The 24,167-nt window shown below is 55.5% G+C and carries 18 protein-coding genes; 12 read left to right on the top strand and 6 right to left on the bottom strand.

Features of this window, described 5'->3' with window-relative positions; translation table 11 throughout:
* Positions 1-330: 330 nt before the first annotated feature.
* From GF1_RS10385 to GF1_RS10370, 4 genes are all read right to left on the bottom strand, one after another.
* The gene (locus GF1_RS10385; RefSeq protein WP_267926484.1) at positions 331-819 is read right to left on the bottom strand and encodes a GNAT family N-acetyltransferase; all 489 of its coding nucleotides are present in this window, start codon (positions 817-819) and stop codon (positions 331-333) included.
* The gene (locus GF1_RS10380) at positions 807-1,085 is read right to left on the bottom strand and encodes a type II toxin-antitoxin system TacA family antitoxin (protein WP_267926483.1); all 279 of its coding nucleotides are present in this window, start codon (positions 1,083-1,085) and stop codon (positions 807-809) included. Before GF1_RS10380 ends, GF1_RS10385 begins: the two co-directional genes overlap by 13 nt.
* A 124-nt stretch (positions 1,086-1,209) precedes the next feature.
* Entirely contained in the window at positions 1,210-2,370 is a 1,161-nt protein-coding gene (locus GF1_RS10375) for an ATP-binding protein (RefSeq protein WP_267926482.1), read from the bottom strand.
* Between the two features lie 970 nt (positions 2,371-3,340).
* Positions 3,341-4,873 carry a Fic family protein gene (locus GF1_RS10370; protein ID WP_267926481.1) on the bottom strand — a complete coding sequence of 511 codons (1,533 nt, stop codon included), beginning with the start codon at positions 4,871-4,873 and terminating at the stop codon, positions 3,341-3,343.
* Positions 4,874-5,539: 666 nt separating this feature from the next.
* On the opposite strand from GF1_RS10370, the gene GF1_RS10365 reads away from it, so the two are divergent.
* From GF1_RS10365 to GF1_RS10315, 11 genes are all read left to right on the top strand, one after another.
* Positions 5,540-5,794, top strand: a complete 255-nt coding sequence (locus GF1_RS10365) for a FitA-like ribbon-helix-helix domain-containing protein (RefSeq protein ID WP_267926480.1) — start codon at positions 5,540-5,542, stop codon at positions 5,792-5,794.
* Positions 5,791-6,201: a type II toxin-antitoxin system VapC family toxin gene (locus tag GF1_RS10360; protein ID WP_267926479.1), complete on the top strand. Its 411-nt coding sequence runs from the start codon at positions 5,791-5,793 to the stop codon at positions 6,199-6,201. The genes GF1_RS10365 and GF1_RS10360 overlap by 4 nt, the downstream gene beginning before the upstream one ends.
* Before the next feature lie 445 nt (positions 6,202-6,646).
* Positions 6,647-6,991, top strand: coding sequence for a hypothetical protein (locus GF1_RS10355; RefSeq protein ID WP_267926477.1), 345 nt, complete (start codon positions 6,647-6,649; stop codon positions 6,989-6,991).
* 358 nt (positions 6,992-7,349) lie between these two features.
* Positions 7,350-9,665, top strand: coding sequence for an SLBB domain-containing protein (locus GF1_RS10350; RefSeq protein ID WP_267926476.1), 2,316 nt, complete (start codon positions 7,350-7,352; stop codon positions 9,663-9,665).
* A gap of 71 nt (positions 9,666-9,736) precedes the next feature.
* Positions 9,737-10,738 (top strand): Wzz/FepE/Etk N-terminal domain-containing protein, encoded by a 1,002-nt coding sequence (locus GF1_RS10345; RefSeq protein WP_267926475.1) that lies wholly within the window; start codon positions 9,737-9,739, stop codon positions 10,736-10,738.
* Complete coding sequence (locus GF1_RS10340) at positions 10,725-12,884, top strand: YjbH domain-containing protein (RefSeq protein ID WP_267926474.1); 2,160 nt, start codon at positions 10,725-10,727, stop codon at positions 12,882-12,884. Before GF1_RS10345 ends, GF1_RS10340 begins: the two co-directional genes overlap by 14 nt.
* Before the next feature lie 262 nt (positions 12,885-13,146).
* Positions 13,147-14,007, top strand: a complete 861-nt coding sequence (locus GF1_RS10335) for a hypothetical protein (protein WP_267926473.1) — start codon at positions 13,147-13,149, stop codon at positions 14,005-14,007.
* A 708-nt stretch (positions 14,008-14,715) separates the two neighbouring features.
* Positions 14,716-16,269: an ATP-binding protein gene (locus GF1_RS10330; RefSeq protein ID WP_267926472.1), complete on the top strand. Its 1,554-nt coding sequence runs from the start codon at positions 14,716-14,718 to the stop codon at positions 16,267-16,269.
* Positions 16,266-17,819, top strand: coding sequence for an ATP-binding protein (locus GF1_RS10325; RefSeq protein ID WP_267926471.1), 1,554 nt, complete (start codon positions 16,266-16,268; stop codon positions 17,817-17,819). Before GF1_RS10330 ends, GF1_RS10325 begins: the two co-directional genes overlap by 4 nt.
* The gene (locus GF1_RS10320; protein WP_267926470.1) at positions 17,816-19,393 is read left to right on the top strand and encodes an ATP-binding protein; all 1,578 of its coding nucleotides are present in this window, start codon (positions 17,816-17,818) and stop codon (positions 19,391-19,393) included. The genes GF1_RS10325 and GF1_RS10320 overlap by 4 nt, the downstream gene beginning before the upstream one ends.
* Positions 19,390-20,940: an ATP-binding protein gene (locus tag GF1_RS10315; RefSeq protein ID WP_267926469.1), complete on the top strand. Its 1,551-nt coding sequence runs from the start codon at positions 19,390-19,392 to the stop codon at positions 20,938-20,940. Before GF1_RS10320 ends, GF1_RS10315 begins: the two co-directional genes overlap by 4 nt.
* Before the next feature lie 12 nt (positions 20,941-20,952).
* On the opposite strand, the gene gspF is transcribed toward GF1_RS10315, so the two are convergent.
* Positions 20,953-22,179, bottom strand: coding sequence for a type II secretion system inner membrane protein GspF (gspF, locus tag GF1_RS10310; protein ID WP_267926468.1), 1,227 nt, complete (start codon positions 22,177-22,179; stop codon positions 20,953-20,955).
* Positions 22,180-22,688: 509 nt separating this feature from the next.
* On the opposite strand from gspF, the gene GF1_RS10305 reads away from it, so the two are divergent.
* Complete coding sequence (locus GF1_RS10305) at positions 22,689-22,913, top strand: SelT/SelW/SelH family (seleno)protein (protein WP_326491547.1); 225 nt, start codon at positions 22,689-22,691, stop codon at positions 22,911-22,913.
* Here the strand turns inward: GF1_RS10305 and GF1_RS10300 are convergent, their stop codons facing one another.
* Entirely contained in the window at positions 22,914-23,420 is a 507-nt protein-coding gene (locus GF1_RS10300; RefSeq protein ID WP_267926467.1) for a metal-dependent transcriptional regulator, read from the bottom strand.
* Positions 23,421-24,167 lie beyond the last annotated feature (747 nt).

Raw genomic sequence — 24,167 nt, 5'->3', positions numbered from 1 at the left:
GCGTGTTCCGGGCTCTTTCCAGCTCCGTAGTACTAAAACAATGGTAACTCCGGGGAGGGGAAGTATATCGCGGGAACTATCCCGTGAACGTGTACGGATGGAGAGGGGGGAATCCGGCACAACAGCTACCTTTTTCAGAACGATGGGCAACCCAAAAAAACTCGTGACATCCGCTCCTGCGGTGTCACGCAAATGATCGGGGAGCCAACTGGAACGCGAAAAGCCCTGGCCCCGCTCCTGCGGGGTGACGCCGACCTCCATTCCCCTGCTCGTGCCCGGCCTTCAACTCCAGCCGAGGTAATTTCAACTCAGCCTTCATTCCGGCTCGGATTAAATTTTCACGCCGCCCGATGGCAGCATCAGTGTGAACTGGTTTAAAGGCGACTCCAGGAAACCGTGCCGGAGATAAAATTTTCTCGATTCTTCAGACAGCGCATGAACAACCAGCGCCCTCATCCCCGCATATTTTGCCGCCTGGATGGTTCGCAAAACGGCATCTTTCAGCAGCCCCCTGCCAATGCCGTTTTTCTGCCAGCGAAAATCCACTGCCAGTCTTCCCAGAACCATGACAGGAATTGGTTCCGGCATTTTACGTTTGCTTTTTCCAGGCGCCTGCCGCCGAATGACACTACCGGCAGCCAATGCGTAAAAACCGATAACCTGCAGATCCTTACAGGCAACAAAAGTCCGGGAAGCCCCGGACACTTCATTTTTTAGAGCTTGCCTTTTCAGCCAGTCATTGAGCGAAGATACACCGCAATCGAAATCAGCCAGGATATGCGCCGAGGTAATTGGTTCCGGCGCGGTTATTTCTCCCATGGGGATTTACTCGCTAACAGGTCCATCATTACCCCGTTTTCGGCGACAGGGTTACTCAACGCCACTTCAAATGCCTTGAAATCTTTCTCCGTCAAGAGGAAAAGCCGTTGATCAAGCAAGACATTCTCTGCTTCACGGCAAGCTGCCTCCAGCATGAATTCTGATCGGTTTTTGTTCAGTATGGCAGCGGCTCTGTCAATCAGGTTCCGCTGTGCGTCCAGCGCCCTGATATTGATCGGCGCCTTGCGTGTTTCCGTATGTGCCATATTCCACCTCCTGCGACAATGTGTACATACAATCAATATACGAAAACGTATATCGATTGTCAACACGGGGTCAACATTCGGGAGGACACTCATTAAAAGACGCCCCTCGTTTTTCAGCGGCCTGTTACGCTTTTATGGCGTAAGCGATGGTCTGCCTGGGGGAGAGGGCGGTTAAAAAATTCTGGCATGGAACACAGGCGATATTATGTATCCTTAATCGTTCCCTGCCCCGATAGAGCAGCACCGGGGTTGCTTCCGGGTAATCTTCGCAGAAACTGCGCAGTCCTCTGAGCATTTTTCCCTGTACCCGGGTGCTGTTTTTCACTTCAATGGCGTAAAATTCTTTTTCTCCATACAGAACAAAATCCACCTCGACCCCGGATTTGGTCCGCCAGTAAAACAGCTCCCCGGTACCACGGTAGGCTGACCATGCCCGGAGATGCTGGGCTACAAGTCCCTCAAGAGCTGCTCCGTCTATCTCCTGCGGGCTGTCAATGGGACCCGAGGGGCGCAGGGAGCGGAACACGCCGGCATCGAAATAATACCATTTCGGGTGAGCGACCAGGATCCGCTTGGATCGCCGTGCAAAAATCGGCACCCGGAAAGAGAGCAGGAGGTCTTCCAGGATTTGCAGATATCCCTCTACGGTCTTGCGTTGCACCTGGCATTCCCGAGCGATGGCGGCAATGTTCAGGACAGAGCCATGGGAAAAGCTGGCCGCCTCGAGAAAGCGGCTGAACGCCCCGATATTGCGCACAAGACCCTCGGCCTGAACTTCTTCCCTGAGGTATATTGCAACATAGGAGTTCAGGGTTTCCCGGGGATTGATTGATTCCGTCACGAGCGGTACCATCCCGGTCTGCAGAGCTGATTCCAGGGTAAAGGAATCTGCTGTTTCTGCCGCCATAAAGGGGTGCATGGTTTTGACAATGGCTCGTCCTGCCAGCAGATCAACGCCGGTTCGTTTCAGTTTTCTTGCACTCGATCCGGTGAGCACAAATCGCAGACCATGTTTCCTTTCCATGAGCAGGTGCACAACATCCAGCAGTTCCGGGACCTTCTGCACCTCATCAATAATGATAGTTTCAGCACCTGTCCCTTCAATGACTTCCTGCAGCCGTTCCGGCCTGGCAAGGAAGGATCGAAAAATGTCCGGTGCCAGGAGATCTATAAAATGCGCAGAGGGGAAATGCTGGTGCAGCCAGGTTGATTTTCCAGTGCCCCGTGGCCCGAAGAGGAAAAAGCTCTGCTTTGGATCTTGAAAAAAACGATTTCTTATCGCCATTTTTGCTTCCTTTTTGGAGTTGGTAGCTCCATTTTATTGCTTATGTGGTGGTTTTGTCAAGCAGCCGGTTCTTTCTGCACTTGTGACAGCCGCTTCTGCGGGGGTGACGCCGGCCTTTATTCCCGTGCCCGTGCCCGTTAACGTACACGTACACGAATACCTTTGTTCTCATTTTCGTTCACGTGTACGAGCACGAGCACGTGGACGTTCACGGATGGAGAGGGGGACCCCGGGGCAAGAGCTACCATCCCCAGGACGATGGGCAACCCAAAAAAAACCTCGTGACATCCGCTCCTGCGGTGTCACGCAATTGACCAGGAGACCAAGTGGAACGCGAAAAGTCCTGGCCCCGCTCCTGCGGGGTGACGCCAAAACCTGGTCAAGGGCGAACTACCCGGATGAGATGTAACCCCGGAGCCATCCTTTCGCCTTCCAGGTTGGAGTGGGCACCGCAGGAGCGGTGACCGTGGTGATGGAATCGTTCACCGCGGAGCGGAGGAACGAGGGGTTTTGGGCGGATCCGGTACTTCTTCGCCTCCGTAGCTCCACCCTGCGGCGGGCAGGCACAGGGGCCTGCCCCTACGGGTAACGACACAACAGTATCGATGCAGGCGGTATAATGTAGAACTGGATCAGACTACCGTTCTCAGGACGATGGGCAACCCAAAAAAACCTCGTGACATCCGCTCCTGCGGTGTCACGCAAATGATCGGGGAGGCAAGTGGAACGCGAAAAGACCTGGCCCCGCTCCTGCGGGGTGACGCCAGCCTTTATTCTCGTGCTCGTTAACGTACACGTACACGAATACCTTTATTCTCTCTCGTTCACGTTCACGTTCACGTGTACGTGTACGAGCACGTGGACGTGGACGTAGAGGGGGGGCCGGGATGTATGTTTCAAAACGGGATATCGACGTGTTCAGGCTTTTTCCAGTATACCACTGTCTCGTTCAGCGGTAAGAAGCCGGCAATCAATCATCGTCCAAGACACTACTTCCGTAGGCGGACAGCACAGCCTGTTCCATACGGACGATTTCTTCATCCAGCAGGAAATCGAAGTGACTCGCGCGTTTACGTGCCGAGAGTCTGCCATTGTTTTGCAGGCAGAAGCGAATGAAGAGGTCGATCTTCCGGTCGGGCATATCCACGATCTCCTGGATGGCTCTCTTGGTCTCTTCGTAGTTTGCCAGGAATTTGAGTTCGCGGGCGAGCTCCATGTCAATGGTCTGATCTATGAATCCGAAGAGTGCCTCCACCTGGGGCGTCATATTTATATAGCGATACCACCTGGCAGTATCGTTATGAACGGTCATCCGGCCTTCTTCATCAAGCGAGTATTCCACCAGGGCCATAAGATGCCGTGAGAATGCTTCCAGAGAGGCGTCATAGTTGGCAGGATTCTTCAGCATAGATGCCGATATGGGAAACATGACGCTTCCCGGCGTAAAGCCTCGGCGGGCAAGGATGTTGTGAATCAGGAAACGGTGGATTCGACCATTGCCGTCTTCGAATGGGTGCAGGAAAACGAACCCATAGGCGATAACGGCAGCGTGAATCACGGCGGACACCTCGCTCACGTCCATGCGCTTGTGGGCGGCTACCAGGCCCTCCATCAGGTCGGCCAGATCCTCAGGCCTTGGGCCTGCGAAGTGTACCCTTTCCTTCTCCCTGGCGATTGCCTCTCCGACATAATTCTGGTTCGTCCGGTAGTCGGAATCACGAAACCGTGGATCGACAATGCGATTCTGAAGCTCGATCAAGCGCGGTTTTTCACAGAAGTCTTCCTGCTCAGCCAGTTGAAGCAGTGCTACAAATCGCTCGGTCCGGGTCGATGTAGGCTTGATATGTTCGATCTCAAAAGACGACTTTGTCTCCCTGGTGTACAGGTAGCCCAGAGCCCTCCTCAGCAATTCCGGGGAATAGCTGGACACGACCCTGCGGCATCGCTTGGGAAGATCGGCTGTTTCGAAGTCACGAAGGGTATCTGTGCGGCGAACCATTGGGCAAAATCGTCGATCACCCAGTAAATTATCGTTGATTCGCTGACGACGAACCTGGCGGGCCGGGGTGACCGTGTAATATTCATCCGGTTCGAGAAGATCAATATAGTTACCCCGCTTCGCGTCATCCAGCGGGAGCCTTTTACCGGTTAGAAACTCGTACAGATACCACAGTCGCCTGGCATATTTTCCGGTTGGTTTGGAGCGGACATATTCGAGAAAATCTTCCTCTGCAACTTCCCGAAACAGGCTGGCGAGTATCGCGAGATTAGTACCGTCATATTTGAGTGCAAATTCAAGATGATCGCCCAGTGTGTCCCCCGGCCAGTACCTGGGTGGATAAATCTCCCTGACTATACCCTCGCTTGAGTCGATCCGGCGGATTCCGCTGGTAGTCACCAGGGACCTGTGCCAATTCGGAATAACATCGAGATCGTATCGCTCGATAAGTGCCGCATACCCTGCGAGTCTGTAAGTTGATCTATTCTGATCGTTTTCAACCATGGCGTCCTCCGGAAAAACGATTATAGCACAAAAAATATTGTTACATATCGACATAAGTCAAGAAAAATAGCTACAAACGCCGTTCCGCTGTGCTCTACCAGTTCCGCACGTGGATGTTCACGGATGGATGGAGACCGGATACCCGAACCAGCCGCTCGTCTTCCCCCGGGTTCGTTCTTGCCCCAAGACCTCGTGACATCCGCTCCTGCGGTGTCACGCAAATGACCAGGAGACCAAGTGAAACGCGAAAAGCCCTGGCCCCGCTCCTGCGGGGTGACGCCAAAACCAGGTCAAGGGCGAATCACCCGGGTGAGATGCAACCCCGGAGCCATCCTGCCGCCTCCCAGGTTGGAGTGGGCACCGCAGGAGCGGTGACCATGGTGATGGAACGTTCACCGCGGAGCGGAGGAACGAGGGGTTTTGGGTGTACCGGGCGTTTTCCAGCTGCGTAGCACAAAAACAATGGTATTCTGGGGAGGAAGTATATCGGAGTAACCATCCCGTGAACGTGCTCGTGGACGTTCACGGATGTAGACCTGGTCCTGCTGTGCCTGCCCTGTTGCCTTGCAACCGTTGCCTGCTTGCGACCTCTGGACGCGGTATTGTCAATGGTGTTGCGATGTGATATCATTACTGTGATATCATTTATTTCAAGAGGAGGATATTATGCCTGGTTTCAGTTTGCGGGGAATAGATGAAAAGGTACACAGGGCTCTTAAAGAAAGAGCGGAACGTTCCGGGATCAGTATAAATGCCCTTATACTTGACTGCATCCATAAAGGCCTGGGGATTGGGGGTGATAGAAGGAATAAATATCACGATCTCGATCATTTGGCAGGTACGTGGACCGACAGGGAAAAAGAGGAATTCCTTGCCGCTATCAGAGACTTTGAAGTGATAGATGAAGGACTCTGGAAATGAAAAAAATTCTTCTTGATACCAATGGTTATGCAGCCTTTAAAAATGGAGTTGATGATGCTGTCGAGATCATTCGCCTGGCTGAAAAAATTGGTATGAGTGTTGTGGTTCTTGGTGAATTAATTGCTGGTTTTGTAGTCGGGCGGAAAGAATCTCGAAACCGGCTGGAACTGAATGAATTTTTGAGCTCACCACGCGTATCGCTGTTATTTGTGGATGATGAAACTACAGAGTATTATGCCAGGATTTTCAGTCAATTAAGGGGAGATGGACTGCCAATTCCGACAAATGACCTCTGGATTGCCGCCACAGCTTTGCAACATGGTTACGCGGTATTCACTTATGACAAGCATTTCTCGGCTGTGAATAACCTTATTACCTGTCAGACCCCTAGTGATATATTGCCATAGCAGGAGGTTCGTGGATCCTTTCCTTCCGGGTACGTCAGGGCACCGCAGGAGCGGTGACCGTGGATTATGGAATCGTTCACCGCGGAGCGGAGGAACGAGGGGGGTTGGGTGTATCGGGTGCTCTCCAGCTCCGTAGCACAAAGCCAATGGTAACTCCGGGGAGGAAGTATATCGGGGGAAACTATCCCGTGTACGAGCACGGATGGAGAGGGGGAGGACCCCGGACAAGGGCAGGTGGAGTTGCAGTAGTAAAATTTTTTTTCCGTGTGTCCGGTTGGGTTCCCGAGACAAAATCATTGTCTCCCAACAGTTACAGGCAAGAGTCCGGTACTCGTCCCTTGTGATGGAAAACATTGACTTTTGACAATTTACCTGATATTTTTTTTGTAAAGTTAATTGTATCAGTGCAGTCATATTGTTTCTGAAAAGAAAGAGGAGCGTTGAATTGAAGAAAATACTTGCCATACTCGTTGCTGGAGCGTTTCTTTTTGCCTTTACACCTGTTGCCCCCACCCATGCCGCGGCTGAAGGCGGTACTGCAGCAGGTGCAGCGGGCGGTTCCGGGACCGGTGCGGCTGGTTCGGCCGGTGCAGCCGGCGCAGGTGCAGCCGGTGGTACTGCCGCCACCACGGCAACTGCCGCCACCGCCACTGCAGCCGGTGCTGCAGCAGCTGGTATCACCACCACGACCGTTGTCGCTGCCGCTGTGGCCGCTGCTGCCGTGGCGGGTGTGGTCGCCGCTGCGTCCGGTAACGACAATGCCCCGACAGCCCACGCCCACAGTCATTGAGTTGACTTTGTAATGTTCTGGATTCATTCCAGGAATTTTTCCTGGAACGATCCTTTGAAAAAGCTGCTTTTCAGCAGCTTTTTTTTATGGAACTGACTACAATTTCCCCGTGGTAGAACCGAAATCATTCAGCCCGGAGCCCGTTGGCACTTCTGCGTGCCGAAGGGGACGGGCAGGGTAACCGTTGTCTGTACTTGATATGGATGGTAGACGAATTTTGGCTAATTTTTTTGTGTTCCTGACTTCTTTTCTGCTCGCAGTCTTTTTGGGCGCAGGTTCCGTCCTGGCCGGGGAGGTACCATTGCCCGCCGGGATCCCGGCGGGAACGAATATTTCTCCGCAACAGATCCGGCAGTACATGCAAAATGTGCCCAACGCGCCAGCCTTGCTTTCCGCTGCCAGGGCCCAGGGTGAGGCAGGATCCGGCGAGGTGTCGGCTGCTGAAGGTGAGGGGGCAGAAGGCGAGGGAGCCACTGCCGAGCAGAAGGTGGATACGCTACGTCCGGCCGCGTTTTCCTCCATCGAACAGCTCTACCGGCAGCAGTACAACTCGCCCCTGGCCCGGTCGCTTACGCAGTATGGCTACAACCTGTTCCAGACCTCGACCAATTACACTTCCAAGCTGGCGGTCCCCGGGGATAGCTACATCATCGGCCCGGGTGACAAGCTCCGCATCCGCATCTGGGGCAATGGCCAGGATGCTGCCTATACCGGCACCGTCCGCCGGGACGGGACCATCGATGTGCCGCAGATCGGAATCATTCCGGTGGCCGGCACGCCTTTTGGCAAGCTGGAAGATGTTTTTCGCAGCGAGGCGGAAAAGTATATCCAGGGTATCAATCTCAGTGTTTCCCTGGCCGAGCTGCGCAGTGTGGAAATTTACGTGATCGGCGAGGTCTCGCGGCCCGGCCTGCACCTGGTGCCACCCTTTTCCACGGTGATCGGTGGCCTGATCAGTGGGGGCGGGGTGAAGAAGAGCGGTTCCCTGCGGACCATCAAGCTGTTTCGCGATGGTACCCTGGTCCAGGTGGTGGATCTGTACACCCTTCTCCTGTACGGTTCCCGCGAGCAGGATCTGCCGCTCCAGGATGGGGATGTGCTCTTTGTCCCCCGGATCGGGCCAACCGCCGCAGTGGCCGGGGCCGTGCTCCAGCCGGCGATTTATGAACTCACCAGCGAAAAAACTGCTGCCGATCTGCTGGAACTGGCCGGCGGGGCACTTCCCCAGACCTTCACCCGGAAACTCCTCCTGCGGCGGTTTGTCGACAACCAGGAATTTGTCATCAAGGATATCGACCAGCGCAGTGGCTCTGCAGACCTGGCAAAGGTATCCATACAGAATGGTGATCTCCTTGAGCTGCAGTACCTGGGTGCCACCTGGCCGGAAGTCGTCCGGTTGGAGGGCAATGTCTGGGCGCCGGATATCTTTAAGTATCGGCCAGGGCTGAAGCTGTCTGATATACTGACAGATCCCTCCCTGCTCAAGCCGGACTCGATCATCGAGTTTGGCCTGCTCCACCGCTATGACCCGCAGACCACCCGCTACCGGGTGGAGCGTTTTCCGCTGGCCAGGGTTTTTCAGCATGACTATGATGCCGAACTGGCGCCCTATGATCGTTTAGAGATACTCTCCCGCAAGGAATATAATATCAAGGAGCCGGTCCAGTTGATGGGTAGTGTCTGGCGCCCCGGCGAGTATACCTACACACCGGGCCTCACCCTGGGCGACCTGCTGGGGATGGCCGGAGGTTTCCGGTTCGAGGCCGACACCGGCCGCATCGATCTCAGCCGGCAGGAGATCCGTAACGGCGAGGTGACCACCATCAACAAGACGCTTTCGGCGGACACCAATGGTGATTTTCCGCTCCAGCCCTATGATTATATCTATGTTCGCCATGTGAAGGACGCGGCCAGTTTCAAGAGTGTCTCCATTACCGGCGAGGTAAAGTTTCCCGGCACCTACCGCATCCGTGATGGAGAGCGCCTTTCCGACCTGATCGAGCGGGCCGGGGGCTTCACCGACAAGGCCTATTTCTATGGTGCCTATTTTGTCTCGGCCAAGGCGAAGTTGATCCAGCAGAAGAGCATAAACAAGATGATCGACGACCTGGAGCTGCGGGTCCAGTCCGTTCTTTCCGACAAGGCCCAGACACTGGCCACCGACAAGGATGCCGCTCTGATCGCAGGTCAGCAGCAGGCCCTGAAGGGGCTCATCGGTCGCCTGCGGCAGGTCAGGGCCACCGGCAGGATGAGCATTACCCTGGGGCCCCTGGCCTCGATCAAAGGTACGGATTTCGACTTCGAGCTCCACGAGGGTGACAGCCTCCATGTGCCCCAGAAGCCGAACTTCGTCTCTGTGGTTGGCAGCGTGTATAATGCCAACTCGTTTCTCTACCGTGAAAATTTATCCCTGAAGGACTACCTGGACAGGGCTGGCGGGCCGACCAAAACAGCGGATAGGAAGGCCGTGTACGTGGTCAAGGCCAATGGCGAAGTATTGGCCTCTTCCCAAGGCAGTTTCTTCAACAGCTTCTGGAACTACAAGCCCATGCCCGGCGATACCGTCGTGGTTCCGGAGAATCTGGACCGACTGCCGTACATGCAGCTCATAGGAAATATCTCGGATATCCTATTCAAGATCGCCACCACTGCAGGTATTATCTTTGCGATTTAATCGTATTCCGCGACAGGATCCCTTCCCGCGATCCCGTCGCTTGTTTTTGTCGAAAGGGTTCAGAAGAGATAATGTCAGAAGCACCTAAAGAAAAAGAGATAATTTATGCCTACCCTCCCTTTCCCATGGAAGGGGTGCAGGAAGATGAAATAGATCTGATCGAACTCTGGCGCATCCTCTGGGCCGGAAAATGGTTTATCCTGTTTTTTTCCCTGTCCTGTACCCTGGCTGCCGGGCTGGTGAGCATCTATGTCCTGCCGGAGGAATACAAGTCGTCCGCCACCCTGATCCCCAACCAGCAGGATCAGTCCGCGGCCAGCAGCCTGAGCGGGCTGATCGGCAACCTACCCCTGCCCATTGCCCTGCCCGGCCAGGGTTCGAGTAATATCATGTCGTTTCTCCAGAGCCGGACCTTGAAGGAACGGCTTATCAAAAAGTATGATCTCCTGCCGGTTCTCTATAAAGATATCTGGGATCCCGAGACCCGGAGCTGGATGGTGGAGGAGCCGGAGGATCAACCCACGGTGATAAAGGCGTTACAGGGGGAGGTGCTGGATAATTTTTTTACTGTCAACCAGGATAAGAAAACAGAACTGATCAATCTTGCCTGGGTGGGTGAGGATCCCGGCTTTTGTGGCCAGATGCTGGAGCGGGTGATAGGGGAACTGAATTTTTTCCTGGACAATGAATACGTCTCCGATGCCCGGCGGGAGCGGGAGTTCGTCGAGCAGCAGCTTGCCGAGGCCACCAGGGAGCTGGAATACTGGGAACGCCAGGTGCCCAGCGAGCAACTCACCCTGTCCAAGATCACCCGGGAGCGCCTGGCCTCCCAGGCCGTGTACACCGAGCTGCGCAAGCAGTTGGAACTGGCCAAGATAACCGAGGCCAAGCAGCTGGAGACCTTCAAGGTCCTTGATGCGCCCTTTGTGCCGGAACAGCCGTTCAAGCCGAAAAAAGCATTGATCGTCGCCCTTGCTTTCTTTGTTTCCGGTTTTATGGCTGTCCTGCTGGTGTTTTTCCGTAACGCTCTTCGCAATATCAAGCAGAAAGAGACTCCTGGTGGAGAGGAGTGAGCCGACAGGATTTGTTGCCATGCAGTTGATGGGGCGTTTGCTGGTCCTGTTGCCTGTTCTCCTGTCCTGTTTTGCTGCCATCCTTGCTGTCCCGGCTCGTGCGGTCACCAAGGCCAGGCCCCTTGCCTCGCTCCAGTCCTTTACCGGGATCTGGGATATGCCCACGGCCCGGATCCTGCCGGACTGGTCTGTTCGCTTCAAGTATGGCAAGGCCGAGCCCTACCGCTATTACGGCGTTGCCCTGGGTGTCTTTGACCGGCTGGAGTTTCATGGGCAGTTTACTGAGACGTCTTCTGTCATAGCCTTCCCAGGTTATGGTTATGGCTATCATAAGGATCGTAATGCCGGTGCCCGGCTGGTCCTTTTACAGGAAAGTTCTCTCTGGCCCCAGGTAGCTGTCGGGGCCTATGACCCCATCGGTACCTCCCTTTTTCCTTCCCGCTATCTTGTCGCCTCCAAGATGTTTGGCAACCTGGACCTGACCCTGGGTCTTGGCCAGGGGCTCTTGGGTGGCGAGTCCCTGGACAACATTGCCCGGCAACGCCAGGGCGAAACGTTTGACACCACCTTTCTCCTTTCCAGCCCGTTTCGCCAGACCAGCCTTTTTGGCGGCATCGAGTACCATTATTCCCCGGACCTGACCCTGTCGGCGGAATATTCCTCATTGAAATACGAGGACATGTTCGGCTCTCCGCAGGCGGCCCGCTGGCCCGTGAACCTGGGGCTCAAGTACCGGTTGGGCAACCATGTGTATCTCCAGGGTGGCTTCATGCGCGGTCAGGAATGGAGCCTTGGCCTGTCCGGCGATTTTCCCCTGGATCCGGAAGGGCTTTTGCCCTGGAAAAAAGAGGCGCCCTACCTGGCCACGGAAAAGAAACGGTGGCAGGCGTATGAGGCGGATAATCGTCAGTTGGCAGCCCTGCTCGCCAGGGAAGTACGCAATGACGGTTTTACCGGCGTGGAAACCGCGGTTAGGGATCATGCCATCTGGATAGAATTCAACAACAGTAAATATCTCTCCCATGCCAAGGCCCTGGGCCGGGTTGCCCGGGTAGTCGATGGTATTGCCCCGGAACGGATCACCACCGTGTATCTGAACCTGGTGTACCTGGGCCAGGTGCGGCAATGTCTCCGGGCCAGCCGCCAGGAGTTGCGGGCCTTCCTGGATGGCCGGCTGGACAAGGAAGCCTTTCTCACCTTTGCCGATCTTTCCCTGTACAACCGCCGTCAGCAGCAGGCCTTTTTCACCGGCGAGGAGGAAATCGGCAGCTACCGCGTCCCGGACAGCCTGTTTGACTACAGCGTCGACCTGAAGGTGCGAACCTTTCTGAACAACAAGGAGGGGTTTTTCAAGAACAAGATCTTCCTCCGGCCCAGGGCCTCGGTGAATCCCTGGAAAAACGGGACATTCTACGGTGAGCTGGAATTTACCCTGCTCAATGAATTTGACGAAGTCCTGTTCGCTCCCCTTGAACCCGAGCCGACCCGGACCGACGTGGTCCTTTATGAACGTGAATCCCGGCCACGCATTTCAGTGCTGGCCTTTGACCAGCATGCCTCCCTGCCTTTCAATGTCCTGGGGCGTTTTTCCGTTGGTCTTTTCGAGAGTGAATACGCCGGGTTCGGGGCCGAGGTCTTTCGTCTGTTCGATGATGGTCGTTTCGGTCTCGGTTTCGAGAGCGAGGCGGTGTGGAAGCGGGATCCGGAAAATAATTTCAAGCTGAGCGATACCATTACCAAGACCTATGATTCCCACTTTCTCAACTTATATGGGTTGCTCTGGCCGGACCAGGGCATCGAGGCCGGGTTGAAGATAGGTAAATTTCTCGCTGGCGATATGGGCTTTCGCCTGGAACTGCGGCGCAGTTTCAAATACTTCACCATCGGCGCCTGGCTGACCAAAACAGATACCAGTGATTTTATAAACCCGGATAACAGAGATGCCAGTGAAAAGGGCGTGTTCATCCGCATTCCCTTCTCCATCTTCAGTGACCGCGACCGAAGGGGAAATATCTATTATACCTTCTCCACCTTCACGAGGGATCCCGGCCAGACGGTCCGCCAACCCAGCCGGTTGTATCCCATGGATCCCTACCAGTCGGTCGAGTACACCAGGGAGACACTGGAGGATATGAGGAAGAATTGAAGAGCAGGTTGTTTGGGTATCGGTTTTTACAGCAAATGGCGACGGAGTGTGGAGAGTCCAGGGTCGGCAAGGCCGATATACGGAGCAGCGAATTTCCGTGAACGTGAACGTGCTCGTCCACGTGCTCGTGAACGAATGAAAAGGGAAATCGTGTACGTGTACGTTAACGTGTACGAGCACGAGCACGGGTACGGGTTACGAGCACGGAAAGATAATTGAAAAGTAATGCTGTTCATCTGAAAGAGTGTGCTTCCAACGATACATGGAATTCATAAAAACCATCTTTGCAAACCCTGTACTCCTTCTTGCTCTTTTTCTCCTGGCAGGATGTGCCGGTTCCGAATCCTGGCAGAAGCCAGGAGGCACACAGGCGTCTTTTAGTCTTGATTCGCGGGAATGCCGGCTGATTGGCGAGAAGATTGCCCAGCTGCACAGCGAGACAGGCAAGAGTGTTGACCCGGTCTATACTGCCCGGGCGTATGAAGAGTGCATGAGGGCAAAAGGCTGGCGGCGGCAGCTGCAGGCTGGGGAGCCAGCCTGGCCGGACGTGGCGGCGCAAGCTGGCAGCGGGTCATTGCCTGCCCTGGCCCAGGTCCACGAAGGTCATATTCTGCTCGGTTTTGGCCAGCGGATTGTGGTGCCACCGGGCTTCCGCATGCTGCCGGCCCAAAAGATGCGTGTCGGGCCCACGGTCATGGAGCAGTTCTTCTGGCAAAACGACGCCGGTACCGTTATCGTCCTTATTTTCCAGGAAAACAACCAGACCTCCTTCGAACAGATCGGCTACCCTGTCAACCCTCCCTATTCCCTCTACACTTCCGGCAGCGGTGCCGGTGGCCTGCTGCAATGGGCCGCCTTCTGGGGCCAGATCAAGGATGACTGGGTCATGGGGCTTGGTGCCTACTATCACGTCTCGGACAGCCGGCGTGTTATCACCGTCATCACCTCGCCCCTCGGGCCGCCGGAGTCCACCCCGCCGCCAAACGTCACCCTGAGCCGGGAACAGTATCACCAGATTGACGCCTTTGCCGATCAGTGGCAGAGCTGGCTGGAAAAACAGTTTCCCCACGGCCCGGGAATGGTCTCCAGGTTGAAAAAAATTATTACTCCTTCGGTCAAGTAACGCCACTTCAGCGGCTCAGCTGGTTCATGGGAAAGAGGTCAAGTCTGCCTTTGGCTTTTTGCTTCGGTAGGTATCTCCGGTAGGAATTCCATCGCTGGAACCATCCCGTGCTCGTGAACGTTCACGGATGGAGATCGGGACCCCGGGGCAAGGGCAGGTACAGGGGGCTACCCCTACGAACCGGTTCAACAGCTACCATCCCCAGGACGATGGCCAACCCCAAAAAAACCTCGTGACATCCGCTCCTGCGGTGTCACGCAACTGACCAGGAAACCAAGTGGAACGCGAAAAGCCCTGGCCCCGCTCCTGCGGGGTGACGCCAAAGCCTGGCCAAGGGCGACCTGCCAGGGTGAGATGCAACCCCGGAGCCATCCTTTCGCCTCCCAGGTTAGAGTGGGCACCGCAGGAGCGGTGACCGTGGATTATGGAATCGTTCACCGCGGAGCGGAGGAACGAGGGGGTTTGGCGTGTAGCGGGCGCTTTCCAGCTCCGTAGTACAAGAACCAATGGTATCCCGGGAAGGAAGTATATCGCTGGAACCATCCCGTGCTCGTGCTCGTGAACGTTCACGGCTTTAGATCGGGACCTTGGACAAGGGCATGTCCGGCAACAGGTTCGTGTTTTTTATCGCCAAGGCTTATTCCGATTGGTACACTGCAGGCCTGTACATGGTCTGTTACAGTTTTGCCTGTCCGCAATGGAGCTGTCATGAAGAAACTTCCCATAGGAGTTCAGACCTTTGCCGAGATCCGGTCTGACAATTATTGCTATGTGGACAAGACGCCACTGATTTACCGGTTGGCCGATCAGGGGAAGAGTTATTTTCTTTCCCGTCCGCGGCGCTTTGGCAAGTCTCTGCTGCTGGACACCATTGCCGAGGCGTTTGCCGGCAGCCGGGAGCTGTTTACCGGACTGTATCTGGAAAATCACTGGGACTGGGACAGGCGGTATCCGGTGGTGCGTATCGATTTTGCCGGTGGGGTGATACAGAGTACAGGTCGGCTTGCAGAGCGGATCCGGCAGCAGTTGGATGAGAACGCGTCCCAGTGGAATATTACCCTGTCACGTAACGACCCTGGAGATTGTCTGGATGAACTTATCCTGCGCCTGCACGAATCCCTCGGCGAGCGGGTGGTGGTGCTGGTCGACGAATATGACAAACCGATTCTCGATAACCTGGAATCTCCCGAGTTGGCTACAGAACTTCGCGATGGCCTTCGTAACCTCTACTCGGTGCTCAAGGCCCGGGACGCCCAGCTGCGGTTTGTCTTTCTCACCGGAGTTTCCAAATTCAGCAAGGTATCGCTTTTCAGCGGTTTGAACAACCTGGAGGATATCACCCTGGACAAACGGTATGCCACCATCTGCGGTTATACCCACAGGGATGTGGAGGAGGTCTTTGCCGAATACCTGGAGGGGGTGGATCTCGAGGAGCTGCGGCGCTGGTACAATGGCTACAACTGGCTTGGCGAACCGGTGTACAATCCGTTTGATGTGCTGCTGTTTTTCGCCAAGGATAAGGAGTATCGCAACTACTGGTTTGAGACCGGCAACCCGTCTTTTCTGGTCCGTCTTGTTGAGGAGCGGCGTTACCCTGTTCCCAACCTGGAACGGGTGATGGCGAGCGACGAGTTGTTGAGCAGCTTTGACGTGGGGAGTCTGGAGCTTGAGACGCTTCTGTTCCAGACCGGCTATCTCACCATTAAGGAACGCCACCGGCTGGGTAACGAGTATTTCTACACGCTCACCTATCCCAATCGGGAGGTGAAACGGGCCCTTACCGGGACGATTCTGTCAGCATTGGCCAAATCGGCTGGAGAGAGAGCCCGTTACCAGATGGCCCTGTACCAGGCCCTGGCCGCCGGCGACTGCGCTGTCATGCGGGATATCTTTCACGCCTTTTTCGCCTCCATCCCCCATGACTGGTATAGAAAAAACCAGCTGGCTGGCTACGAAGGGTATTATGCCTCAATTTTCTACTGCTATTTCACCGCCCTTGGCCTGGACGTGATTGCCGAGGACACCACCAATGCGGGCCGCATCGACATGACAGTACGGATCGAGGGCAAGATCTATATCATTGAATTCAAGGTGGTGGACAAGGGTGCGGAAACAGGGAGTGCCCTGGCCCAGATCCGGGAAAAGAGGTATGCGGACAAGTACCGTGGCCAGGGCGAGATCTACCTGCTGGGGGTGGAGTTCGACAAGGAGAACCGCAATATTGTCGGCTTTGAGTGGACAGCAGCAGAAGGACTGTCATGAAGAAACTTCCCATAGGAGTTCAGACCTTTGCCGAGATCCGGTCTGACAATTATTGCTATGTGGACAAGACGCCGCTGATTTACCGGTTGGCCGATCAGGGGAAGAGTTATTTTCTTTCCCGTCCGCGGCGCTTTGGCAAGTCTCTGCTGCTGGACACCATTGCCGAGGCGTTTGCCGGCAGCCGGGAGCTGTTTACCGGGCTGTACCTGGAAAATCACTGGGACTGGGACAGGCGGTATCCGGTGGTGCGTATCGATTTTGCCGGCGGGGTGATGCGCAACAGGGCAGAACTGGATGAGACAATTATTGCCATGCTGCGGCAACAAGGTCTGCGCTTTGGTATCGAGCTGGAGCAACGGTTGGCTCACCTGGTCTTGTCAGAGCTGATTGAACGTCTGCATGAGACTTCAGGTGAGCGTGTTGTGGTGCTTGTGGACGAGTATGACAAGCCGATCCTGGATAACCTGGAATCTCCCGAACTGGCTACAGAGCTGCGCGATGGTCTCCGTAATCTTTATTCGGTGCTCAAGGCCCGTGATGCCCAGTTGCGGTTTGTTTTTCTCGCCGGTGTTTCCAAGTTCAGCAAGGTATCGCTTTTCAGCGGCTTGAACAACCTGGAGGATATCACCCTGGACAAACGGTATGCCACCATCTGCGGCTATACCCAGCGGGACGTGGAACAGGTTTTTGCCGAATACCTGGGGGGTGTGGATCTCGAGGAGTTGCGGCGCTGGTACAATGGCTACAACTGGCTTGGCGATCTGGTATACAATCCGTTTGATGTGCTGCTGTTTTTGCGGAACAAGGATTTTCGCGCCTACTGGTTCGAAACAGGCAATCCGACGTTTTTGATTAATCTTTTGTTGCGGAAACAGATTGCAGCGCCACGGCTCGGTCAGATGCTGGCAGGGGAACAGCTCCTCGGTAGTTTTGACGTGAACTATATTGAACCCGAGGCCCTTCTCTTTCAGGCTGGTTACCTGACCATCAAAGAAAGACGACAACGTGGCGGTCGGACCTCGTACAGGTTGGGTTTTCCAAACCTGGAAGTGCGTATGAGCTTGACAGAGACCCTTTTGCAGGTCCTGTCACGCAGCGGGGCGTCGGATCGGGAACTGTTGAAAGACCGGGTTTACGAGGCCCTGGCCGCGGGCCGCCTGGAAGAGTTGCGGGAGATTTTTCACTCCTTTTTCGCCTCCATCCCCCACGACTGGTACCGCAAGAATCAGCTGGCTGGCTATGAAGGGTATTACGCCTCTATCTTCTACTGCTATTTCACCGCCCTTGGCCTGGACGTGGTTGTCGAGGACAGTACCAGTGTCGGCCGTATCGACATGACCGTGTTTGTCGAAGGCAAGATATATATCCTTGAATTCAAGGTGGTCAGCAAGGGGGCGAAAACAGGCAGTGCCCTGGCCCAGATCAGGGAAAAGAGATATGCGGACAAGTACCGTGGCCAGGGCGAGATCTACCTGCTGGGGGTGGAGTTCGACAAGGAGAGCCGCAATATTGTCGGCTTTGAGTGGGCAACAGCCCAAGGACTGTCATGAAGAAACTTCCCATAGGAGTTCAGACCTTTGCCGAGATCCGGTCTGACAATTATTGCTATGTGGACAAGACGCCGCTGATTTACCGGTTGGCCGATCAGGGGAAGAGTTATTTTCTTTCCCGTCCGCGGCGCTTTGGCAAGTCTCTGCTGCTGGACACCATTGCCGAGGCGTTTGCCGGCAGCCGGGAGCTGTTTACCGGGCTGTACCTGGAAAATCACTGGGACTGGGACAGGCGGTATCCGGTGGTGCGTATCGATTTTGCCGGCGGGGTGATGCGCAACAGGGCAGAACTGGATGAGACAATTATTGCCATGCTGCGGCAGCAAGGTCTGCGCTTTGGTATCGAGCTGGAGCAACGGTTGGCTCATCTGGTCTTGTCAGAGCTGATTGAACGTCTGCATGAGACTTCAGGTGAGCGTGTTGTGGTGCTTGTGGACGAGTATGACAAACCGATCCTGGATAACCTGGAATCTCCCGAACTGGCTACAGAGCTGCGCGATGGACTCCGTAATCTTTATTCGGTGCTCAAGGCCCATGATGCCCAGCTGCGGTTTGTTTTTCTCACCGGAGTTTCCAAGTTCAGCAAGGTATCGCTTTTCAGCGGCTTGAACAATCTGGAGGATCTCACCCTGGACAAACGGTATGCCACCATCTGCGGCTATACCCAGCAGGACGTGGAGCAGGTCTTTGCCGAATACCTGGAGGGGGTGGATCTGGAGGAGCTGCGGCGCTGGTACAATGGCTACAACTGGCTTGGCGAGCCGGTGTATAATCCGTTTGATGTGCTGCTGTTTTTCGCCAAGGAAAAGGAGTACCGTAACTATTGGTTTGAAACCGGCAATCCGTCCTTCCTGGTGCGGCTCGTCGAGGAACGGCGTTACCCGGTTCCCAACCTGGAACGGGTGATGGCCAGCGACGAGTTGTTGAGTAGCTTTGACGTGGGGAGTCTGGAGCTTGAGACGCTTCTGTTCCAGACCGGCTATCTCACCATTAAGGAACGCCACCGGCTGGGTAACGAGTATTTCTACACGCTCACCTATCCCAATCGGGAGGTGAAACGGGCCCTTACCGGGACGATTCTGTCAGCATTGGCCAAATCGGCTGGAGAGAGAGCCCGTTACCAGATGGCCCTGTACCAGGCCCTGGCCGCCGGCGACTGCGATGTCATGCGGGATATCTTTCACGCCTTTTTCGCCTCTATCCCCCACGACCGGTCATTCGCTCCGCTCACCACCTGGTACCGCAAGAATCAGCTGGCTGGCTATGAAGGGTATTACGCCTCTATCTTCTACTGCTATTTCACCGCCCTTGGCCTGGACGTGGTTGTCGAGGACAGTACCAGTGTCGGCCGTATCGACATGACCGTGTTTGTCGAAGGCAAGATATATATCCTTGAATTCAAGGTGGTCAGCAAGGGGGCGAAAACAGGCAGTGCCCTGGCCCAGATCAGGGAAAAGAGATATGCGGACAAGTACCGTGGCCAGGGCGAGATCTACCTGCTGGGGGTGGAGTTCGACAAGGAGAGCCGCAATATTGTCGGCTTTGAGTGGGCAACAGCCCAAGGACTGTCATGAAGAAACTTCCCATAGGAGTTCAGACCTTTGCCGAGATCCGGTCTGACAATTATTGCTATGTGGACAAGACGCCGCTGATTTACCGGTTGGCCGATCAGGGGAAGAGTTATTTTCTTTCCCGTCCGCGGCGCTTTGGCAAGTCTCTGCTGCTGGACACCATTGCCGAGGCGTTTGCCGGCAGCCGGGAGCTGTTTACCGGGCTGTACCTGGAAAATCACTGGGACTGGAGCCGGCGCCATCCCGTGGTGCGCATTGATTTTGCCGGTGGGGTGATACAGAGTACAGGTCGGCTTGCAGAGCGGATCCGGCAGCAGTTGGATGAGAACGCGTCCCAGTGGAATATTACCCTGTCCCGTAACGACCCTGGAGATTGTCTGGATGAACTTATCCTGCGCCTGCACGAATCTGTAGGTGAGCGTGTTGTGGTGCTTGTGGACGAGTATGACAAACCGATCCTGGATAACCTGGAATCTCCCGAACTGGCTACAGAGCTGCGCGATGGACTCCGTAATCTTTATTCGGTGCTCAAGGCCCGTGATGCCCAGTTGCGGTTTGTTTTTCTCGCCGGTGTTTCCAAGTTCAGCAAAGTGTCGCTTTTCAGCGGCTTGAACAACCTGGAGGATATCACCCTGGACAAACGGTATGCCACCATCTGCGGCTATACCCAGCGGGACGTGGAACAGGTCTTTGCCGAATACCTGGAGGGGGTGGATCTGGAGGAGCTGCGGCGCTGGTACAATGGCTACAACTGGCTTGGCGATCTGGTATACAATCCGTTTGATGTGCTGCTGTTTTTGCGGAACAAGGATTTTCGCGCCTACTGGTTCGAAACAGGCAATCCGACGTTTTTGATTAATCTTTTGTTGCGGAAACAGATTGCAGCGCCACGGCTCGGTCAGATGCTGGCAGGGGAACAGCTCCTCGGTAGTTTTGACGTGAACTATATTGAACCCGAGGCCCTTCTCTTTCAGGCTGGTTACCTGACCATCAAAGAAAGACGACAACGTGGCGGTCGGACCTCGTACAGGTTGGGTTTTCCAAACCTGGAAGTGCGTATGAGCTTGACAGAGACCCTTTTGCAGGTCCTGTCACGCAGCGGGGCGTCGGATCGGGAACTGTTGAAAGACCGGGTTTACGAGGCCCTGGCCGCGGGCCGCCTGGAAGAGTTGCGGGAGATTTTTCACTCCTTTTTCGCCTCCATCCCCCACGACTGGTACCGCAAGAATCAGCTGGCTGGCTATGAAGGGTATTACGCCTCTATCTTCTACTGCTATTTCACCGCCCTTGGCCTGGACGTGGTTGTCGAGGACAGTACCAGTGTCGGCCGTATCGACATGACCGTGTTTGTCGAAGGCAAGATATATATCCTTGAATTCAAGGTGGTCAGCAAGGGGGCGAAAACAGGCAGTGCCCTGGCCCAGATCAGGGAAAAGAGATATGCGGACAAGTACCGTGGCCAGGGCGAGATCTACCTGCTGGGGGTGGAGTTCGACAAGGAGAGCCGCAATATTGTCGGCTTTGAGTGGGCAACAGTCCAAGGACAGTAACCCGCCTGTTCCTCAGCGGATCAGCTGGTTCATCTCGAAGATGGGCAGGAGGATGGAAACCACGATGAAACTCACCACCCCGCCCATGACCAGGATCATGATCGGTTCGATGAGCGAGGTCATGGTCAGAATTTTTGCCTCCACCTCCCGTTCGTAGTTGTCCGCCACCTTGCCCAGCATCTTCTCCAGGGCGCCGCTCTGCTCCCCGACTCCGATCATCTGCACCAGCATGGGAGGAAACCAAGGGCTTTTTTTGAGGATCTGCGAGAGGCTGCGGCCTTTTTCCAGTTCCCGGGTCGCGTCGTCGATGGTGTCGGCGAGGATAGTGTTGTTGAGGATGTTCTTGACGATCTGCAGGGCCGTGACCAGCGGGACGCCGGACTCCAGCAGGCTGGACAGGGTCCGGCCCAGGCGGGCCGAGGCGATCTTGATATTGAGGTCGCCAAGCAGGGGCAGGGTGAGCTTGAGCCGATCCCAGAGCTGCTGGCCGGTGGGCCGGGTGATGAAGAAGCGGATGGCGGTGACAGCGGCGACAATGAGCAGGATGAGCAGCCACCAGTAGTTTTTGAAAAACCCGCTCAGGCTGATCAGGATAATCGTCGGCAGGGGCAGGGCCTGGCTGGTTCCTTCAAAGACTTTGGTGATGCTCGGGACGATAAAGGTGATGAGGAGAAACAGGACCAGGGTACCGACCACGGCCATGAACAGGGGATAGGTGAGAGCGGCCTTGATCCGGGCCTTGAGGGCCTGCTGGCTCTCACCGAATTCGGCCAGCCGTTCCAGCACAACATCCAGGGAGCCGGAGGCCTCGCCGGCCCGGACCATGTTGATGTAGATCCGGGAGAAAAGGCGCGGATGTTCGGACAGGGCCGCGGTCAGGGAGTTGCCTTCGTTGACGCTGTCCTTTATCTGGGCAATGATTTTTTTGAGGCTCTTGTTGGTGGTCTGCTCGATGAGGCCGTTCAAGGCCTGGACCAGCGGGATGCCCGCGCCGAGCAGGGTGGCCAGCTGGCGGGTGGCGATGTGGATCTCCTGCTGCCGCACCCGTTGCCCCAGTTCGATGTGCAGGAAGGACGTCCTGCCGGATTTTCCTGCCTGGGGTGTGGTCTCGGTGATCTCCACCGGGTACTGGCCCCTGCTCTTTATCTTCTGCCGGGCCGCGCTGACAGAGTCGGCGTCGATAATGCCTTTTGTTTTCTTGCCGCTGCTGCTGAGCGCGGTGTATTCGTAGACAGGCATGTGTGTAGTCTCTGGGGCTTGGCAGTGGCTGAGGTTGGTCTTCCAGTCTGGCCTTCTACTGCAGTATACCGGCAGGATCCGGGCATGGAAACGGAAAACATACTCCCTGAATTGAGCGATTCACCCATCCGGAGTCTCCGCTTACCTGCAACACTTTAAAAGAAAACCAGTTGTAATTGTTTGTGATTACTACCAAAGCTCAGCTGTCACCGATATGAGGGATAACAACATTGCTTCTTCTCTCTGCCTGTGGAAAAAACCTGGCTGCTCAAAGTACGCTTCTGCAGGCAACAAATAAAGGCTACCTTGAAAAACTCGTGATCACCGCTCTGCGGTGTCACGCAGGTGACCGGGTAGCCGACGAAGTGGCGTCAGGCCATGCCCCGCTCTGCGGGGTGATGAAACGTTCAATTCAGGTACTCCTCTCTTTTCCCATGGTTTATGATATGATATAACATCCTGGCCGAAACAGGTGTATCGTAGATCCATGGCTCAAAGGAGGGCTTGCAATGAAAGTTACCATTGAATACTGCTCCAAATGAAACTATAAACCGCGTGCCTCCAGTCTGGAGGCCGAGTTGAAGCAGGTGTTCGGTCCTGATGTTGACGTGGAGCTGATCGCCGGGTCCGGTGGCGTCTTTGAGGTCAGCCGGGACGGCGAACTGATTTTTTCCAAAAAAGCCTTGAACCGGTTTCCGGAAGAGGGTGAGATCGTCGGGCTGCTCAAGGGCTGATCAGGATTTTCTCGGTTTATTCTCCAGGCACTGCGATATGCAGTGCTCGCAGTCGATCCTGGTTTCTCCTTTATCAAAGAAATCGCTGAATCCCTGGATGAGATCCCGGCCGCCCCGGGGGCAGACCTCCAGGAAGCGGGTAAACTGGACAAGCCGGTCAATGATTTCCTGGGGAGCGGCATGTTCTATCTTGCAGGCCCCTTCCTCGGCAATCTCCTGGTCGATGGCCAGGACATCGATGAAGAATTTTTTCAGGGCCTGGTGCCGATGGACCACGTCCTCAGCCACTGTCCGGCCCAGGTCGGTCATGGTGATGGCCTCGTACGGGGTGTAGTTGATGAGCCCTTTCTGTGACAGGGAGCGCAGCGCCTCGGTCACAGAGGCTCCGCTGACTCCCAGGCGGGCTGCGATGTCCTTGCCGCGGGCCTCCTGTTTTTCGCAGGTGATGTGATAGATGGCTTCGATATAGTCTTCAAGGCTGGCGCTGAGCCGTTTGGTCGCTCCCATGGGCCACTCCGGATACAGTGTAAAATTTACAAGAATAATCACGAAGATACAGGGTTCATTTTTCGGAGTCAAGTTCTTTGTCCGCTGATGTCGGCCGCCTGAGAGCGTCCGATGCCCGCAGAACCCCTCGTTCCTCCGCTCCGCGGTGAACGATTCATCACCACGGTCACCGCTCCTGCGGTGCCCACTCTAACCTGGGAGGCGTCAGGATGGTTCCGGGGTTGCAACTCACCCGGGTGGTTCGCCCCTGCTCGGGTTTTGGCGTCACCCCCGCGGGAGCGGGGACAGGATTTTTGCCTCTCCGTCGGCCCTTTGGGCATGCGCGTGACACCGCAGGAGCGGATGTCACGAGGTCTTGGGGGAAGACGAGCGGCTGGTTCGGGTATCCGGTTTGCGTCCGTGACCGTCCACGTGCCCGTGCTCGTACACGTGAACGAGAGAGAATAAAGGAATTCGTGTACGTGTACGTGCACGGGTACGTTAACGTTCACGAGCACGTTCACGGGCTGGTTCCTGCGATGTGATCCCTTCAGTGGATACCATCGCTTTTGTGCCACGGAGCTGGAAAGCGCCCGGTACATGCAGAACCCCTCGTTCCTCCGCTCCGCGGTGAACGATTCATCACCACGGTCACCGCTCCTGCGGTGCCCACTCTAACCTGGGAGCTGGCAGGATGGTTCCGGGGTTGCAACTCACCCGGGTGGTTCGCCCCTGCTCGGGTTTTGGCGTCACCCCCGCGGGAGCGGG

It is taken from the genome of Desulfolithobacter dissulfuricans (genome assembly GCF_025998535.1).
Lineage (GTDB): Bacteria > Desulfobacterota > Desulfobulbia > Desulfobulbales > Desulfobulbaceae > Desulfolithobacter > Desulfolithobacter dissulfuricans.
Note: the sequence above shows the minus strand (reverse complement) of the source record. Positions and strands in the feature narration are given on the sequence as shown.